Genomic DNA, 17,905 nt, shown 5'->3' on the forward strand with positions numbered 1-17,905 from the left:
ATGGAAGATAAAACGCTTTTTATCGTGATTGGCGTGCTGATGATTGTCGCCTGGACCCTGCGGGAAGGAATTAAAGGGTTACGCTCCGGCGTCGTCGAGAAAACGGTCAAGGGCTCGCAGACACCGCGCCTAATTCAGCGTTCCGCAGAACCTGCCGCTTACTGGAGCTATATTGGCGTCTACTTTGGCCTTTCGGTTGGCGCGCTGCTTGTGGGTATCTGGCTGGTTTTTATCAAATAAAAAACCGGCGCAAAGCTCGTCTGCACCGGTTTGATTCTGCATGGAAGGGTTACTTCTTACGCGCGTATTTCAGTGAATCCAGCGCAACCGCGAAGATGATAATGCCGCCCTTGATGATGTACTGCCAGTACGGGTTAACGCCGATGTAGGTCAGGCCGTAGTTAATGACGGTAAAGATAATCACACCGGTCACCACACCGAACACGGTACCCACCCCGCCGCTAAACGACACGCCGCCGACCACGCAGGCCGCGATCGCATCCAGTTCGTACATGAAGCCCAGGTTGTTGGTCGCCGAACCGATACGCCCCGCTTCCAGCAGGCCGCCGAAGGCATAGAACACACCGGACAGCGCATAGATCATCAGCAGGTTCAGCGCCACGTTCACACCCGACACTTTCGCCGCTTCCGGGTTACCGCCGATGGCGAAAATGTTTTTACCAAAGCGGGTTTTATTCCACAGTACCCAGACAAATGCGACGGCGATCAGCGCATAGAACGTGATATACGAAAGCCGGAAGCTACCCAGTGCGATAAAGCCCTGCGCAAAGGTCGAGAAGCCGCTATCAAAGCCCGAAATCGGTGAGGCCCCCACGAAGTCGTAATACAGGGAGTTAATCCCGTAGACGATAATCATCGTGCCGAGCGTGGTAATAAACGGCGTCACGTTCAGATAAGCGATGATAATTCCGTTCACCAGACCGATGATCGCGCCAATAACGCAGACAATCAGGATAACCAGCGCAATCGGCATGGTTGCCATTTCCGGGAACACTTTATTGACGTTATCCATTGACTGCAGCAGCGTTGCCGCCACCACCGCCGCCAGCCCAACCTGACGACCTGCGGACAGGTCTGTCCCCTGGGTGACAATCAGACCCGCAACCCCCAGCGCAATAATAATACGCACGGAAGACTGGGTCAGAATATTACTTAAGTTAAGCAGACTTAAGAACGTGGGATCCTGGAAAATAATAATGGCCAGCAAGACTAAAAGAACGACGTAAATACCGCCCTCTTTCAGATAAGTAAGAAAACTTTTCTTATTTAACGCACTCATGAGGAGCCCCTAATCTTAAAGGTGCAAAGACGCAAGACGCAGAATTTCGTTTTGCGTTGTCGTTTTTGTATCAACAATTCCAGAAACGAGGCCGTTGCTCATGACCAGAATACGATCTGTTATCCCTAACAATTCCGGCATTTCGGAGGAGATAATAATGATCCCCTTACCTTTTTTCGCCAGTTCCGCAATTAACTGATAAATTTCAAACTTCGCACCGACGTCGATCCCACGGGTGGGTTCGTCGAGCATTAAAATTTCCGGTTGCGTCAGCAGCCAGCGACCAATAACCACCTTCTGCTGGTTACCACCCGAAAGCGAACCAATTTGCGTCTTGTGACCTGGCGTTTTTACCCGCATGGAGTCAATAACCCATTGAGTATCGCTTTTCATTCGCGAGTTATCTAACAGACCGACTTTATTTTTGTAATTCTGAATATTGGAAATTAAGGAGTTGAAACCGATGTCCAGATAAGCATAAATCCCCGTGGAACGACGCTCTTCTGTGACCAGCGCGAAACCGTGGTTAATGGCTTCATTCGCACTATGGTTATTAATCTTTTTGCCGTGTAGCGTAATGGTGCCCGATGATTTCTCACGGATACCAAACAGCGTTTCAACGATGTCAGTGCGCCTGGCGCCGACCAGTCCTGCGATGCCGAGGATCTCGCCTTTATGCAAATCAAAAGAGATATCACGGATAGATGGCTGGCGCAGCGAGGTCAGGTTACGCACTTCCAGAATAACTTCCCCCGGCTCGTTGACTTTATCCGGGAATCGCTGGTTCAGAGAACGACCGACCATCATGGCGATGATCTTGTCCATATCCAGCCCTTCCAGCGGTTGCGTCGCAATCCACTGTCCGTCACGCAGAACGGTAATCTCATCGCACAACTGGAAAATTTCTTCCATTTTGTGGGAGATATACACAATACCGCAGCCACGCTCTTTCAGCTTACGAATAATCGTGAACAGATGGTTGACCTCTTTTTCCGTTAACGAGGAGGTCGGTTCATCCATAATCACAATTTTCGCGTTATACGAAAACGCTTTGGCAATTTCGATCATCTGCATTTGCGACACGGACAATGTCCCGACGCGCGCGCGCGGATCGATATCAATATCCAGCTCATCAAAAATAGCTTTGGTATCACGGTACATTTTTTCCTGATCGACAAACATGCCTTTGGTGGGATAACGCCCCAGCCACATGTTGTCCATTACAGAACGCTGTAATACCAGGTTTAACTCCTGGTGTACCATTGAAATACCATTCTCCAGCGCTTCTTTGGCTGAATGAAAATCGATTTCTTTACCCTGAAATAATATGCTGCCAGAATCTTTTTGATAGATCCCAAAAAGACATTTTAATAGTGTCGACTTTCCAGCACCATTCTCTCCCATTAATGCATGAATCGAATGCGGGCGGACTTTTAAATTAACATTATCAAGTGCCTTAACGCCGGGAAAAGACTTGTTGATGCCGCTCATTTCCAACAAGAATTCGCCTGACGGCTGAGTAATTGTGCTGACCATAATTATACCTTGTTGGCCTCGCAGAGTGCGTGATGAAAGGGCGCGATAATCATCGCGCCCAACAAACTTACTTCTTGGTGAACTCGGCCAGGTTATCTTTATCAACGCCTACGTAAGGAACGCGGACGATTTTATTGTCGATTTTCCACTCAGTGCCGTCAGCTGCACCTTTGCCGTCTGCGAGGTTTTTCGCCAGATCAAAGGTCGCTTTTGCCTGGTTGTTCGCATCGTTCAGCACGGTACCGGCCAGCGCACCGGACTTCACCAGCGCCAGCGCTTCTGGCAGTGCATCGACGCCAAATACCGGTACGCTGGTTTTGTTGTGCGCTTTCAGCGCTTCAACAGCACCCATTGCCATCGCATCGTTGTTGGCGATAACCACTTCAATTTTGTTCGCGTTCGGACCGGAGAGCCACGCGTCCATTTTGTCTTTCGCCATTGCGGTGTCCCACATCGCGGTATCTAACTGCAGCTGCTCGGTTTTGATGCCTTTGTCGTTCAGCTCTTTGATAACGTAAGTGGTACGCGCTTCAGCATCCGGATGACCCGGTTCGCCTTTCAGCAGCACAAACTGAATCTGACCGTCTTTGTTCAGATCCCAGCCCTGGTTTGCCGCCCAGTGTTTAGCGATCAGATCGCCCTGGATAATACCGGATTCTTTGGAGTCAGTACCGACGTAGTAAGCCTTGTCATAGCTGTCCAGGGCTTTACGCGAAGGTTCTTTGTTGAAGAAGACTACTGGCACATTTTGACCGCGCGCTTTCTCGATAACCGTACCCGCCGCCGCCGGGTCAACCAGGTTGATGGCCAGCGCTTTCACGCCTTTTGCCAACAGCACGTCAATCTGATCGTTCTGTTTCGACTGGTCGTTCTGTGAGTCGTTCATCAGCAACTGAACATCTGGAGCCGCTTTCGCGTCTGCTTCGATAGCCTTACGCACCACGGACATAAAGTTATCGTCATATTTGTAGATTGTCACACCGATGCGAGTATCAGCAGCATGCGCAGCCGCGCCGAATAACATGCTTGCCATAACGGCAGAAAGGGTTAACACCTTCTTATTCATGGTAACTCCGGTTTTATTATGCAGGGTAGTACGTAAGATAAATGCCCGGCGGGACAAAACGTTAATGAAGTGTTATGTAAACGCCGAAGCTCATTTTAAAAAAATCTCTCTTCCTTGCCCGGTAACGCTCCAGAAATAGGCTTTAATTTCGCTTAAAGCGACTTTACCTCGGTAAAAGTGATTACTCACAGTTACATCGTAGTTACAGTGCGACAAGCGGTGCCATCATAGCGACGACAATGTTAAGATACTGTGAATTTACTCACATATTGAAAGCGGTTACATCTGGCGAAATCATAAGTTAGTGATCGCCGCCGCATTCTGTCGCACGGCGACCGAATGACGCCGCACGAGGGTCGGCATAAAGCAGTGTGTCGCGGATAAATCCAGCGTTCCAGCCGCGCCCTGCAAGGCAAGTTCTGTTGCCAGTTTTGCCATAGAAGCAATGGGATAGCGCACCGTTGTCAGTTGGGGATCGGTGTAGCGGGCGATGGGAATATCGTCAAAACCGATGATTGAAAGGTGTAAGGGGATGGAAATGCCGTTGTCCTTCAGCGCCGTCAGCGCCCCGGCAGCCATATTGTCGTTATAGGCGAACACGGCGGTTAACTGCAGGTTGCGCCCCAACAACTCCACCATCGCCGCCTCACCGCCCTGCATGTCCGGCGAACCGGTGCCGATCCAACTTTCCGGCGGGACAATGCCCTGCTCTTTGAGCGCGCTGCTCCACCCTTCCCGGCGCATGACGTCATCTTCAATGCGGTGACTGGAGGCCAGATAGCCAATGCGCTGATGACCGTTATTCAATAGCATGCGGGTCGCCATTTTCGCGCCGCTGATATTGTCAAGGCAGACGCAGCGATGGGCGTAGCCAGGGACAATACGGTTGATCAGCACCATACCGGGGATCTGGTCCATAAACTCGCCCAGTTCCCGATCGCTTAACGCTTTCGAGTGAACGATCAAAGCATTACACCGCTGGCGGATCAACACCTCAATGGCGTGACGCTCCTTTTCGGCCTCATGATAGCTGTTGCCGATCAGCACATATTTTTGATGCTGCTGGGCGACCAGATCCACCGCTTTCACCAACGCGCCAAAAAACGCATCGGAAACGTCCATCACCACCACGCCAATCGTTTCACTGACCTGCGTGGCCAGCGCCTGGGCATTGGCGTTTGGCCGATAGCCCAGCAGCGTCACCGCCTTCATTACCGCCTCGCGCGTATCGGGACTGACCAGCGCACTGTTGTTTAATACGCGGGAAACCGTTGCCACGGATACGCCTGCCTGACGCGCCACATCACGAATGGTGATCATATTCACTACCCTGTCTGGAATTGCAGTCACTCACTGCATAACTGGCGGCTATTTTGTCAGCGGAGGGGAAAGGACTACGTGAGTGCGGTCACAGCGATGAAAGCGCTTACATCCATTTTGTTAATGATTGTGATCCAGATCGTTATCTGGATGTATGGGGCAATGATATCCCTGACGCACGCAGGGTTAATTGTCGCCAGAGCCACTCCACCGGGCCCTGAGGCAGGAATCGCAGCCAAATCACGGAGAAAAGCAGGTTTGCCAGCCACACCGGGAAAACAAACAGCAGCAGCTCAAGACGGTCATATTTCATAAATAAGCCGAATTGATAAAACAGTGTGGTGCAAATCAGGGTTTGCAGCAGGTAATTCGTCAGCGCCATTCGTCCGACGCAGGCAATCGCGAGAACAATTTTACTGCGGCTAAGCTGCGGCCAGTAACCAAACATCAACGCGGTATAGCCGATCGTCTGAAACGGCGCGCTGAGTTCACGCGGGGCCTGTAACAGGAAGGCACACCAGCGATAGTTCCAGTCCAGTTGCCACTGCGCGACCACGGCAGGCAGGTTAATCAGCAGGCCCACGGCGATAAGTAAAAAGCCGCTGCGACGGTAATGCGAAAGACGAAACTGCCCTTTCAGCCAGCCACTGCGCATCAGTGCTGCCCCGAGCAACATCATACCCGCCAGTTGCCAGCCGTACTGAGCGCCGAGCGCCAGCAGGCTGTTTGATAATCCTTCAACCCGATTGCTGATAGCGTCGACGCCGCCGTTAACTTTCCAGAATTTTTCATACAGTAAGGCTGAGGCATCCGGCGTCCAGGCGCGATTAGAGGCGCTACCGGAAATCGCACCAAGCAACAACAGGACCCCAATCCCAACCAGATAGAGCAACACCCCAGTGTTAAACAGGCTTTTCACCGACGGTGCATCGCGTACCAGTCGCCAGCAGATCAGCCCCACCAGTCCATAAGCCAGTAAAATATCGCCATCCCAGAACAGCAAAGCATGAATAAAACCGAGCAGCACCAGCAGGGTCAGACGGGACTGGATCCAACGCTTGCCGCGTGGCAGCAGCATTTGCAGACCCGCGCCAAACAGCAGTGCAAAAAGAGTGAGGAATTTTACCTGGGCGAACAAATCCAAAATAGCCCAGGTCCAGGCATCTGAAGCGGTAATATTTCCGTACCAGGCTGGATTAAGGTAAGCCGCCTTTGGCAGACCAAAGGCGCTGATATTCAACAGCAGGATGCCGAGAATGGCGACGCCACGAACAAAATCCAGCGTGACATTACGCTCCATAGCCCCTGCCTTAATCAGTTGTGATGACGTACAGCGCGCAAAAATTCCTGACGCGTATTCTGGCTCGATTTGAACAGGCCGCCAAGCGAGGTGGTGGTGGTCGCACTGGTGGCATCGCGAATACCGCGCGCTTTCACGCAGTAATGCACCGCATCAATCGATACCGCCACGTTGTTGGTCCCCAGCAGGGTTTGCAGCGCAGTCAGGATTTGCTGCGTTAAACGCTCCTGTACCTGCGGACGTTGTGCAAAGAACTGGACGATGCGGTTGATCTTCGACAGACCAATCACTGAATCTTTCGGGATATAGGCCACGGTGGCTTTGCCATCAATGGTCACGAAGTGATGCTCACAGGTACTGGTCAGCGTGATGTCGCGTACCGTCACCATCTCATCAACCTTCATTTTGTTTTCAATGACGGTGATTTTCGGGAAATTGGCGTAATCCAGACCCGAGAAAATCTCATCGACATACATTTTGGCGATGCGATGCGGCGTTTCCATCAGGCTGTCATCGCTCAGATCGAGGTTCAACAACTGCATGATCTCGGTCATATGGCCTGAGATAAGACGTTTGCGCGTTTCGTTATCCATCTCATGCACGGGTGGGCGCAGCGGCGTTTCCAGCCCTCGCGCTACCAGCGCTTCATGAACCAGGGCCGCTTCTTTACTGAGTGATGACATTTATTCTTCTCCTGCAGGTGTGGCACCTCTGCCCTACGTGGGGCAAAGTTTGTAGGCTGTAGACAGCCTGATTATTGTGCGTGAGGCCGCGCACATAATCCAGTATTCGCAACGATAATTATTGAAATCGCCGTCGCCTTTCAAATCGTGTTTCGCAAAAGGCAGCGGGAAGGGTTACATCGACGTGGTATCGATGATGAAGCATGTCTGCGCAATGCGGAAGTGAAAGTTACTCACAGTGCCATGAATTATCTGTATTATGGGGAGTTTGCGAACACATTCAGGTTCAACACAACAAGGAGCCACGCATGGAAATGCTCGAAGAGCACCGCTGTTTTGAAGGCTGGCAGCAACGCTGGCGACACGACTCCACCACGCTGAACTGCGCAATGACGTTCAGCATTTTTCTCCCCCCGCCTCGCGACACCACCTCTCCGCCAGTTCTGTACTGGTTGTCCGGGTTAACCTGTAATGATGAAAACTTTACCACTAAAGCCGGCGCGCAGCGTATCGCGGCTGAATTGGGTATTGTATTAGTCATGCCGGATACCAGTCCGCGTGGCGAACAGGTCGCCAATAATGAGGGTTACGATTTGGGCCAGGGAGCCGGTTTTTATCTCAATGCAACGCAGCAACCCTGGGCTGCCCATTTCCGCATGTATGACTACGTACGTGATGAACTCCCGGCGCTGATTCAGGCGCATTTTAACGTCAGCGATCGCTGCGCGATCAGTGGACACTCAATGGGCGGTCACGGCGCGTTGATCATGGCGTTGAAAAATCCGGGCAAATACACCAGCGTTTCCGCTTTCGCGCCAATCGTTAATCCTTGCCGCGTCCCGTGGGGCGAGAAAGCGTTTCGCGCCTATCTGGGCGAAGATCAGGCCGCATGGACGGAATGGGACAGCTGCGCATTGATGTACGCCAGCCAGCCGGAAGATGCCATCCCGACGCTGATTGACCAGGGTGACAGCGATCAGTTTCTGGCCGATCAGCTACAACCCGCCGTTCTTGCAGAAGCCGCACGTCAGACCGCCTGGCCGATGACGCTGCGCATTCAGCCCGGTTACGATCACAGCTATTACTTTATTGCCTCATTTATTGAGGATCATCTGCGCTTCCATGCAGAGCATTTGATGAAATAGCCGCAGGAGGGCTATGTGCCCTCCTTTTTTCTTCGTTACTTCTCCATGATTTCTTCATTTTTTCCTCACATTTACGCTCCCCTATCTCATTGACGTAAAAGGATTTCTTTTACAAATCAGATAAATGCAAATGATTTCAATTATCATTACTGTTTACAAATATTCATTATTTTGTACAATTCCCCTCGCTTCTTTACCGCAAAGAGTTCTTAAAAGACAAACACATACAGTTGTCATGGCCTTTCACATGACACGCGGTTTTTACTCGTTTAATGGAATGACAAAATGACCATACCTCACGTTAAGGCTATTGCCGTCGTAGTCAGCGCGGCGTGCCTCCCATCGTTCGTTCATGCTGCCGATCAGGATACCGTTGTTGTTACCGCGACGGGATTTGAGCAGAAAATCCAGAATGCCCCAGCTTCAATTTCGGTTATTTCGAAACAGCAAATTGAAGATAAAGCTTACCGCGACGTTACCGATGCGCTGAAAGATGTGCCTGGCGTGGTGGTCACCGGCGGGGGCAGCAGCAGTGATATCAGCATCCGCGGGATGGCGTCGCAGTACACGCTGTTCCTGGTGAACGGCAAACGCATTAGCACTCGCGGTACACGCCCGAACAGCGATAACTCTGGGATCGAGCAGGGCTGGTTGCCGCCACTGGAGTCCATTGAGCGAATCGAAGTTATCCGTGGCCCGATGTCATCACTGTATGGCTCCGATGCGATGGGCGGCGTGATTAACGTGATCACCAAAAAAGTCTCTAATACCAAAGGCTGGACCGGCTCTCTGCACGGCGATGCCACCTTCCAGGAAAACAGCGATTCCGGCGATCTGTTCCAGACCAATGCCTATGCCTCTGGCCCACTGATCGACGGCCTGTTGGGCGCGAAAGTCACCGGACTGCTGTCTCGCCGTGCGGAAGACCAAATTGTCAATGGCTACAATGAGCAACGCCTGCGTAACGGCGGTCTGACCCTTAACTTTACGCCGGACGATAAGAATGACATCGATTTTGATATCGCCCGTGAATTGCAGGATCGCGACAGTACGCCTGGCAAGTCAATGGCCGCAGAGAGTTGCCGTAACGGAACCTGTAAACCCAATACAAAAAGTGAAAACCGCTATGAGCACACCACGTACTCATTAACGCACAGCGGCTATTACGATGAGTTCAACACCACCAGCTATATCCAGCAGGAAGAGACCAACAACCCGGGTCGTGAGATGAAGTCGTACAACACGATCTTCAATAACCAGAACCAGATTTTCCTCGGAGCCCATACCCTGACGCTGGGCGGTCAGTATCGTTATGAAAAACTGCGCGATACCGGCAACCAACTGAAAGCGGCTGATGGTCTGGACAAACTGACTCGCTGGAGTTGGGCGCTGTTTGCGGAAGATGAATGGGCAATGACCGACAGCTTCACCCTGACCGGCGGCATCCGCATGGATAAAGACGAAAACTACGGCGACAACTGGACACCGCGCGGTTATGGCGTCTGGCATCTGAGCGATCAATGGACCTTAAAAGGTGGTGTCTCCGCAGGTTATCGTGCGCCAGACCTGCGTCAATCCTCCGCAAACTGGGGTCAGGTCACCGGAGGCGGTCGTCTGAATGGCATTATCGTCGGTAACCCGGATCTGAAGCCGGAAAAGAGCCTGAGCGAAGAACTGGGGCTGCTGTGGGATAACGGCGACAACCTCAACGCCGGCATCACCCTGTTCAATACCGATTTCAAAGACAAGATCACCGAAGTTCGCCGCTGTAACAGCAGCGCCGATCCGGCCTGTACGATTGGCAGCGAGCACTATGATTTTATCAGCGATCGCGTGAACGTTGATAAAGCCAATATGCGCGGTGTGGAATCGACGTTCGGCTGGAAAATGACCCGCGACCTCAACTGGACGGCCAACTACACCTATACCGAGTCAGAACAGAAAAGCGGTCAATTCGAGGGCAAGCCATTAAACAAAATGCCAAAGCATATGTTTAATACCACGCTGGACTGGCAGGCAACGGAAACCGTGGGCTTCTGGAGCCGTCTGAACTTCCGCGGTAAAACCTCCGAATACCTGAGCCGCACCTCTATGTCGCAGGGTACGCCGTCCTATACGCAGGTTGATGTCGGTCTGCGATACAACGCGAACAAAAACCTGCTGGTGACGGCTGGGGTTTATAACGCACTGGATAAACAGATTGATTACGATACCTACGACACTATCCTCGATGGTCGTCGCTACACGGTAGGTCTGACGTACAACTTCTGAGTCTCCCCCAACAAAAAACCCCGACATGGTCGGGGTTTTTTATCGTTTCACTTGTGCGGTTGCTGTTATTTCTTCACACGTTCCGGGAAGTGCATTTCACTGTAACGAACAAAGCGAGTCCCTCGGGTCAGCTTATAGCCGAACCAGATAATCAGGAACAGCGGAATACCGATATAGGTTGCCGCTACGCCGCCCCAGTCGATGGTGTCTTTCAGGAACGCTTCGTAGTTCTGGCCCAGCGTGATGATAAGACACAGGACAAACGCGAAGATCGGCCCCAGCGGGAAGAAGCCTGAGCGGTACGGCAGCTCCTTCAGGTCGCGGCCCTGCATGACATAACCGCGACGGAAACGATAGTGGCTGATGGCAATCCCCAGCCAGGCGATAAAGCCAGTCATCCCGGACGTGTTCAGCAGCCACAGGTAAACCGTCTGGTTACCGAACATCGAGGTCAGGAAGCACAGACCTGCAATCACCGTCGTAGCATACAGCGCATTACGTGGAACGCCGCCGCGAGACAGCTTCGCGAAAATACGCGGGGCTTTGCCGTCGCAGGCCAGGGTGTAGAGCATACGGGTTGAGGCGTACATCCCGGAGTTACCCGCCGACAGCACCGCCGTCAGGATAACCGCGTTCATCACCGCCGCCGCAGAGAGCAGACCGGCATGCTGGAAGACCAGCGTGAACGGGCTGACGCTGATGTCTTTCACATCGTTACGCAGCAGGCTCGGATCGGTGTACGGGATGATCAGGCTGATGATCAGAATAGCGAAGACATAGAACAGCAGGATTCGCCAGAACACCTGACGCACCGCGCGCGGGATGTTCTTCTCAGGGTCTTCAGATTCACCGGCAGCAATACCAATCAACTCCGTCCCCTGGAAAGAGAAGCCGACAATCATCGCCACGCCAATCATTGCCGCAAAACCACCGGCAAACGGCGCATCGCCCGTCGTCCAGTTGCTCCAGCCCACCGGCTGAGTGCCTTTGAAGATGCCGACTATCATCATCACGCCCACGATGATGAAGATAATCACGGTTGCCACTTTGATCAGTGAGAACCAGTATTCCGCTTCACCAAAGCCTCTGACCGAGATGTAGTTCAGCAGGAAGATCACACCAAGGAACAGCGCACTCCAGATCCAGCCTGGGGTATCGGGGAACCACCAGCTCATCACCAGCTGTGCCGCCACGAGGTCAACGGCGATGGTTACCGCCCAGTTGTACCAGTAGTTCCAGCCCAGCGCGAAGCCAAAGCCTTCTTCAACGTAGTTCTGACCGTAGGTCGCAAACGAACCGGACACCGGCATATACGCCGCCAGCTCGCCAAGACTGGTCATCAGGAAGTACACCATCAGGCCAATCAGAATATAGGAAAACAGCGCACCGCCAGGACCCGCTGCGGAAATGGTGGCACCAGACGCAACAAAAAGGCCGGTACCGATGGAGCCGCCGATGGCGATCATCGTCAGGTGACGCGCCTTCAGTTCGCGACGTAACGCGGGCGCTTCTGTGGTTTTAGTTTCGGAAACCATGTGAAAATGCTATCCATCCAAAAAATGAGGCGCGATTGTAACAGACGAAACGCTCTCTATCTGGCACAAATGCGCTGTTATAAGAGACCTTCATGACCGGCCGCGGATTATAAGTAATAGCAGAGAATAGTGGACCTATAGCCTTCAGGACTCATCACCGGTGAGGCATCGGTCCCCAGGCGTTATTCGCAATAGCTCAGGAAGCGCTGGAGCGCATTGGAGAGGTGTTTCTGGCGATGATGGATCCGCCAAAGCGTACGCACCAGACGCGGAAGCGGCACCGCGACTTCGCTGAGCGTTCCCGCCTGGAGTTGCTCATCAATTACCCGCCGTGACAGACAGCTAATTCCCAGCCCATGACGCACGGCGTGCTTGATGGCTTCGGAGTTTCCCAGTTCCATCGCCATTTCAAATTTGGGTAAGTGCGACAGCAGCAGATAATCCACAATTTCCCGCGTTCCAGAACCGTGCTCGCGCAGGATCCAGGGGGCAGCGGCGAGTTGTTCAAGCGTCACCGGCCCCTGTGCCAGCGGCGAAGACGGCGCAGCAAACACCACCAGTTCATCTTCCAGCCACGGCTCCGAGATGATTTCCGTATTGTGGCACGGCCCTTCGATAAGCCCAATGTCGACCCGAAAATCAAGCACCGCCGTCATCACGTCCTGACTGTTACCGACGCTGAGTTCCAGGGGAAGAGTGGGGAAATCACGACGATAACGGGCGATCACCCCCGGAAGAATATAGTTACCGATAGTGCTACTGGCGTACACACGGATAGCACCGTTGTCTTCGCGGAACAGTTGCTCAATTTCCACCGCCTGCTCCAGCAACGCCTGCGCCCGCGGATAAAGCAAGCGTCCATGTTCATTCACCACCAGCCGTTTACCTACACGATCAAAAAGCTGAACACCCAGCTGGCCTTCCAGATCGGTCAGCGCCGCACTAACCGCCGACTGCGACAGCGACAGCATCACCGACGCCTGCGTCGTTGAGCCGCTTTTCAAAACTTCAGTGAATACTTCGAGTTGCCGCAGGGTGATGTGCATGGTTGCTTACCACTTATAAAGATTAATTATAAATATATAATCAATTTTATTTTTAAGCCAGTTCGCCGTAACCTTTTGCCCATAAAAGAGGAGAAGGCAATGACAGAACTCACCTTAACGACTCATCGTCGAACAATGTGGCATTTTATTCCGGGGCTTGCCCTGAGTGCAGTAATTACCGGGGTTGCCTTATGGGGCGGATCCATTCCCGCCGTGGCAGGGGCCGGGTTCAGTGCCCTCACCTTAGCAATTTTGTTGGGGATGGTGATCGGTAATACCGTCTATCCGCAGATCTGGAAAAGCTGTGACGGCGGCGTCCTGTTTGCCAAGCAACATTTATTACGCCTGGGGATTATCCTCTACGGCTTTCGCCTCACCTTCGCGCAGATTGCTGACGTGGGTGTCAGCGGCATTCTGATCGACATTCTGACGCTGTCCAGCACCTTTATGCTGGCCTGCTTTCTGGGTCAAAAAGTCTTTGGGCTGGATCGCCAGACCAGCTGGTTGATCGGCGCAGGTAGCAGTATTTGCGGTGCGGCGGCGGTGCTGGCGACAGAGCCGGTAGTGAAAGCCGAGGCCAGCAAAGTCACGGTCGCCGTCGCGACGGTGGTGATCTTCGGGACGATGGCGATTTTCCTCTACCCGGCGATGTACCCGCTGCTGGCTCAGTGGTTTAGCCCGGAAACGTACGGTATTTTTATTGGCTCCACCATGCATGAAGTGGCACAGGTTGTGGCAGCAGGACACGCGATCAACCCGGATGCGGAAAACGCGGCGGTGATTGCCAAAATGCTGCGCGTCATGATGCTGGCTCCGTTCCTCATCTTTATGGCCGCACGTGTTAAGCAACTGTCACCGGCCAGCGGTGGGGAAAAAAGCAAGATCACCATTCCGTGGTTTGCAATTCTGTTCATCGTGGTTGCCATTTTCAACTCGTTCCACCTGTTACCACAGGCGGTAGTGAACATGCTGGTCACCCTGGATACGGTACTGCTGGCCATGGCAATGGCGGCACTGGGGCTGACAACTCACGTGAGCGCGCTGAAAAAAGCCGGGGCGAAACCGCTGTTAATGGCGCTGGTGCTGTTCATCTGGCTGATTGTCGGCGGTGGCGTGATTAACGTCCTGGTCCAGCACGTTATTGCATAATTCGCTACATCCTGACCCTGTTAACCCGCTATGATTGGGAATTGTTTGTTGATTGTTTGTTTATACGCAAAACCACTCACGTTGCATCAAGATGGCAAGTGAATTCATCCCCGGGAGCGTACATAAATACGTGACCGGGGTGAGTGAACGCCACCAACGCAAAGGCAGCCTGTAAGGATAAAGCGTATAGGGTTAACAGGAGTTTTAATGAAATACATCGGAGCACACGTCAGCGCAGCGGGCGGGCTGGCAAATGCCGCCATTCGCGCCGCTGAAATCGAGGCAACCGCGTTTGCGCTCTTTACCAAAAATCAGCGTCAATGGCGCGCCGCCCCTCTCACCGCGCAAATCATCGATGACTTTAAAGCCGCCTGTGAGAAATATCACTTCACATCCGCTCAGATCCTGCCGCACGACAGCTATCTGATCAACCTGGGCCACCCGGTCAGCGACGCGCTGGAAAAATCCCGCGAAGCTTTTCTCGATGAAATGCAGCGCTGCGAGCAGCTCGGCTTATCCCTGCTTAACTTTCACCCGGGCAGCCACCTGATGCAAATATCGGAAGACGCGTGTCTGGCGAAGATTGCCGAGTCAATCAACATCGCCCTCGCCCAGACCGAAGGCGTGACTGCTGTGATTGAAAATACCGCCGGTCAGGGCAGCAATCTCGGATTCAAATTTGAACACCTCGCCGCCATCATCGACGGCGTGGAAGACAAATCGCGCGTCGGCGTTTGCATCGACACCTGCCATGCCTTCGCCGCAGGCTATGACTTACGCTCCGCTGCTGAATGTGAAAAAACTTTTGCCGAATTTGAGCGCATCGTCGGCTTTCAGTATCTGCGCGGTATGCACCTGAACGATGCCAAGAGTACCTTTGGCAGCCGGGTCGACCGCCATCACAGCCTGGGTGAAGGCAACATTGGTCACGACGCGTTCCGCTGGATCATGCAGGACGCCCGTTTTGACGGCATCCCGCTGGTGCTGGAAACCATCAATCCCGACATCTGGGGAGAAGAGATTGCCTGGCTGAAAGCGCAACAGACTGAAACGGCGGTTGCGTAATCATGAACGACAGGGAAAAACAGATACTCAAAATTCTGCGCCGCAACCCGCTGATTCAGCAAAACGAAATCGCCGACATTTTGCAGATCAGCCGTTCTCGCGTTGCCGCGCACATCATGGACCTGATGCGTAAAGGGGCGATAAAAGGGAAAGGTTACATCCTCACCGAGCAGGCCTATTGCGTGGTGGTGGGAGCAATCAACATGGATATCCGCGGTATGGCGGATATCCACTACCCGCAGGCCGCGTCCAATCCGGGCAGTATCCACTGTTCCGCAGGCGGCGTTGGGCGCAATATCGCCCATAACCTCGCACTGCTGGGTCGTGATGTGCATCTGATTTCCGCTGTCGGCAGTGATTTTTATGGCGAGACGCTGCTGGAACAAACGCGTCAGGCGGGCGTCAATATCTCCAGCTGCATTCGCCTGCACGGGCATAACACCTCCACCTATCTCTCTATCGCCAACCAGCAGGAAGAGACGGTGTTGGCGATTAACGATACCCACATCCTGCAGCAGCTAACGCCGCAGTTACTAAACAGCTCGCGGGATTTAATCCGCCACGCTGGCGTGGTGCTGGCGGACTGTAACCTGACGCCGGAAGCCATCGAATGGGTCTTTACGGTGGCTGATGATATTCCAGTGTTTATTGATACCGTTTCCGAGTTCAAGGCGACAAAGGTGAAAACCTGGTTTACGCGCATCCATACGCTGAAACCGACGCAAAAAGAGCTGGAAATCTTATGGGGTCATCCCATCAACAGCGACGCCGATCGGCTCAGTGCGGTGAATGCTCTGCACCAACAGGGCATTAAGCAGATTTTTGTCTGTCTGGAAGATGAGTCGGTCTTCTGTAGCGAGAAAGACGGTGAGCAATTCTTACTCACGCCGCCTGCGCATACGGTGGTCGACAGCTTCGGCGCTGACGACGGTTTTATGGCCGGGCTTATCTACTGCTTCCTGGAAGGGAGCGATTTTCGCGAAAGCGCGAATTTTGCGATGGCCTGTGCGGCCCTGTCACGCGCCAGCGTCAGTATCAACAACCCCACCCTTTCCGCTGATAACGCGCTATATCTGTTAAAAACAAACCAGTAAAAACAACTTATCCGGCCTGGGAGCGTTTCTCCAGGCCGGATAAGGCATCAGCCGTCGTTCGGCAAACTCCCGCTACCCGCTATGCCAGTCCAATAAAGAACCCGGCAATAGTCGCACTCATCAGGTTAGAGAGCGTAGCTGCCGCCAGCGCACGCATACCCAACTGGGCGATTTCCGGCGCACGCTGAGGCGAGATGGCAGAGAACGCCCCAACCACCACGCCAATGGAACCAAAGTTGGCAAACCCGCACAGCGCAAAAGAGATGATGGCGATAGTTTTCACATCCAGGGTGCCGCCATCCTGCAGGTAAGGCGAGAGATTGAGGTAAGCGACAAATTCGTTGATAGCCAGCTTCTGCCCAATCAGGCTACCCGCCAGGGTGGCATCACTCCAGTCAACGCCCATAATCCACGCAAGCGGAGCTAACACCCAGCCAAAGATCCCTTCAAGCGTCGCATGACCATAACCGAACCAGCCGCCAATTCCGCCGATAATGCCGTTAATCAGCGCGATAATTGCGACAAACGCCATGACCACCGTCGCCACGCCGGCGGCAATCTTCAGCCCGGTCATCGCCCCGCTTGCCGCAGCTTCGATAATGCTTTTTGGTGGCGTCTCGGTGAAAGAGAGGTTTTCGAAGGTGACTTTTGACGCTTCCGTTGCCGGACTCAGAATACGGGCAAACAGGATCCCGCCCGGAATCGCCATCAGCGAGGCTGCCAGCAGATAATCAATCGGCACGCCCATACCGGCATAGCCAATCATCATCGAACCCGCAATCGAGGCCATCCCGCTACAGATAGCAGTGAACAGTTCGTTGCGATTCAGGCGGTCAATAAACGGCTTCACGATCGCCGGGATCTCATTCTGCCCGAGGAAAATCGTCGTGACCGCAACAAATGATTCAATCTTACTGATATTCAGGGCTTTCTGGAAAATCCCGCCCAGAATGCGAATCAGCAGCCCCATCACGCCGATGTAGTACAGTAGGCTGATAAGCGCTGTCACAAAAATAATGGCGGGGAGCACGCGGAAGGCAAAAATAAACCCGGCGCCATCAAACAGCACATCCATTTTTGGCCCTACCAGGGAGCCAAAGATAAAGGCGCTGCCCGCGTCACTGTAAGACATGACCTTATGCACGCCCAACGCAGCCTGCTCAACCAGCCATTTGCCCGGCGGGAAGTAGAGCATGATCCCGCCAATCGCGATTTGCAGTACCAGCGCAGCGCCTACGGTACGTAAGCTGATGTGCTTTTTATTCACCGACAGTAAGTATGCGATCACCAGCAATACCGCCATACCCACAACACTTCTCATTATATCCATAATGATTTCCCTTCATGCCAGGAAACCCGGCGCGAAGCCAGGTTTTGGTGGTTTCGGGCGACCGC

The 17,905-nt window shown here is 53.1% G+C and carries 15 protein-coding genes; 6 read left to right on the forward strand and 9 right to left on the reverse strand.

What is annotated here, in order from left to right:
* Positions 1 to 240, forward strand: coding sequence for a DUF2542 family protein (locus QQZ17_RS22715; RefSeq protein WP_046481618.1), 240 nt, complete (start codon positions 1 to 3; stop codon positions 238 to 240).
* 49 nt (positions 241 to 289) lie between these two features.
* On the opposite strand, the gene mglC is transcribed toward QQZ17_RS22715, so the two are convergent.
* The 6 genes from mglC to folE all read right to left on the reverse strand — a co-directional run bounded on the left by mglC (position 290) and on the right by folE (position 7,205).
* On the reverse strand, positions 290 to 1,300 hold the full coding sequence (gene mglC / locus QQZ17_RS22720; protein WP_046481620.1) for a galactose/methyl galactoside ABC transporter permease MglC: 1,011 nt from the start codon (positions 1,298 to 1,300) through the stop codon (positions 290 to 292).
* A gap of 15 nt (positions 1,301 to 1,315) precedes the next feature.
* Positions 1,316 to 2,836 (reverse strand): galactose/methyl galactoside ABC transporter ATP-binding protein MglA, encoded by a 1,521-nt coding sequence (mglA, locus tag QQZ17_RS22725; protein WP_152403568.1) that lies wholly within the window; start codon positions 2,834 to 2,836, stop codon positions 1,316 to 1,318.
* Positions 2,837 to 2,903: 67 nt separating this feature from the next.
* Positions 2,904 to 3,902, reverse strand: coding sequence for a galactose/glucose ABC transporter substrate-binding protein MglB (gene mglB / locus QQZ17_RS22730; protein ID WP_152403566.1), 999 nt, complete (start codon positions 3,900 to 3,902; stop codon positions 2,904 to 2,906).
* 294 nt (positions 3,903 to 4,196) lie between these two features.
* Entirely contained in the window at positions 4,197 to 5,222 is a 1,026-nt protein-coding gene (gene galS, locus QQZ17_RS22735; RefSeq protein WP_152403564.1) for an HTH-type transcriptional regulator GalS, read from the reverse strand.
* Between the two features lie 142 nt (positions 5,223 to 5,364).
* Positions 5,365 to 6,522, reverse strand: coding sequence for a DUF418 domain-containing protein YeiB (gene yeiB, locus QQZ17_RS22740; RefSeq protein ID WP_152403561.1), 1,158 nt, complete (start codon positions 6,520 to 6,522; stop codon positions 5,365 to 5,367).
* 14 nt (positions 6,523 to 6,536) lie between these two features.
* Positions 6,537 to 7,205 (reverse strand): GTP cyclohydrolase I FolE, encoded by a 669-nt coding sequence (gene folE / locus QQZ17_RS22745; RefSeq protein ID WP_012131616.1) that lies wholly within the window; start codon positions 7,203 to 7,205, stop codon positions 6,537 to 6,539.
* 308 nt (positions 7,206 to 7,513) lie between these two features.
* Here folE and fghA point away from each other — a divergent pair, with 308 nt between their 5' ends.
* Complete coding sequence (gene fghA / locus QQZ17_RS22750; RefSeq protein WP_152403559.1) at positions 7,514 to 8,350, forward strand: S-formylglutathione hydrolase; 837 nt, start codon at positions 7,514 to 7,516, stop codon at positions 8,348 to 8,350.
* Between the two features lie 285 nt (positions 8,351 to 8,635).
* Complete coding sequence (locus QQZ17_RS22755; protein ID WP_152403557.1) at positions 8,636 to 10,621, forward strand: ligand-gated channel protein; 1,986 nt, start codon at positions 8,636 to 8,638, stop codon at positions 10,619 to 10,621.
* A 65-nt stretch (positions 10,622 to 10,686) separates the two neighbouring features.
* Here QQZ17_RS22755 and lysP read toward each other — a convergent pair whose 3' ends face one another.
* Both lysP and yieE read right to left on the reverse strand, forming a co-directional pair.
* Positions 10,687 to 12,156, reverse strand: coding sequence for a lysine-specific permease (lysP, locus tag QQZ17_RS22760; protein ID WP_152403555.1), 1,470 nt, complete (start codon positions 12,154 to 12,156; stop codon positions 10,687 to 10,689).
* A 182-nt stretch (positions 12,157 to 12,338) separates the two neighbouring features.
* Positions 12,339 to 13,202: a DNA-binding transcriptional regulator YeiE gene (gene yieE / locus QQZ17_RS22765; RefSeq protein ID WP_152403553.1), complete on the reverse strand. Its 864-nt coding sequence runs from the start codon at positions 13,200 to 13,202 to the stop codon at positions 12,339 to 12,341.
* Positions 13,203 to 13,301: 99 nt separating this feature from the next.
* Here yieE and QQZ17_RS22770 point away from each other — a divergent pair, with 99 nt between their 5' ends.
* From QQZ17_RS22770 to QQZ17_RS22780, 3 genes are all read left to right on the forward strand, one after another.
* Positions 13,302 to 14,351 (forward strand): YeiH family protein, encoded by a 1,050-nt coding sequence (locus QQZ17_RS22770; RefSeq protein ID WP_152403550.1) that lies wholly within the window; start codon positions 13,302 to 13,304, stop codon positions 14,349 to 14,351.
* 207 nt (positions 14,352 to 14,558) lie between these two features.
* Entirely contained in the window at positions 14,559 to 15,416 is an 858-nt protein-coding gene (gene nfo, locus QQZ17_RS22775; protein WP_152403548.1) for a deoxyribonuclease IV, read from the forward strand.
* 2 nt (positions 15,417 to 15,418) lie between these two features.
* Entirely contained in the window at positions 15,419 to 16,510 is a 1,092-nt protein-coding gene (locus QQZ17_RS22780; protein WP_152403546.1) for a sugar kinase, read from the forward strand.
* Between the two features lie 79 nt (positions 16,511 to 16,589).
* Here QQZ17_RS22780 and QQZ17_RS22785 read toward each other — a convergent pair whose 3' ends face one another.
* On the reverse strand, positions 16,590 to 17,840 hold the full coding sequence (locus QQZ17_RS22785) for a NupC/NupG family nucleoside CNT transporter (protein ID WP_042317964.1): 1,251 nt from the start codon (positions 17,838 to 17,840) through the stop codon (positions 16,590 to 16,592).
* Between the last annotated feature and the right edge of the window lie 65 nt (positions 17,841 to 17,905).

This window comes from Citrobacter sp. T1.2D-1 (assembly GCF_950098555.1).
Taxonomy (GTDB): Bacteria; Pseudomonadota; Gammaproteobacteria; order Enterobacterales; family Enterobacteriaceae; genus Citrobacter_A; species Citrobacter_A telavivensis.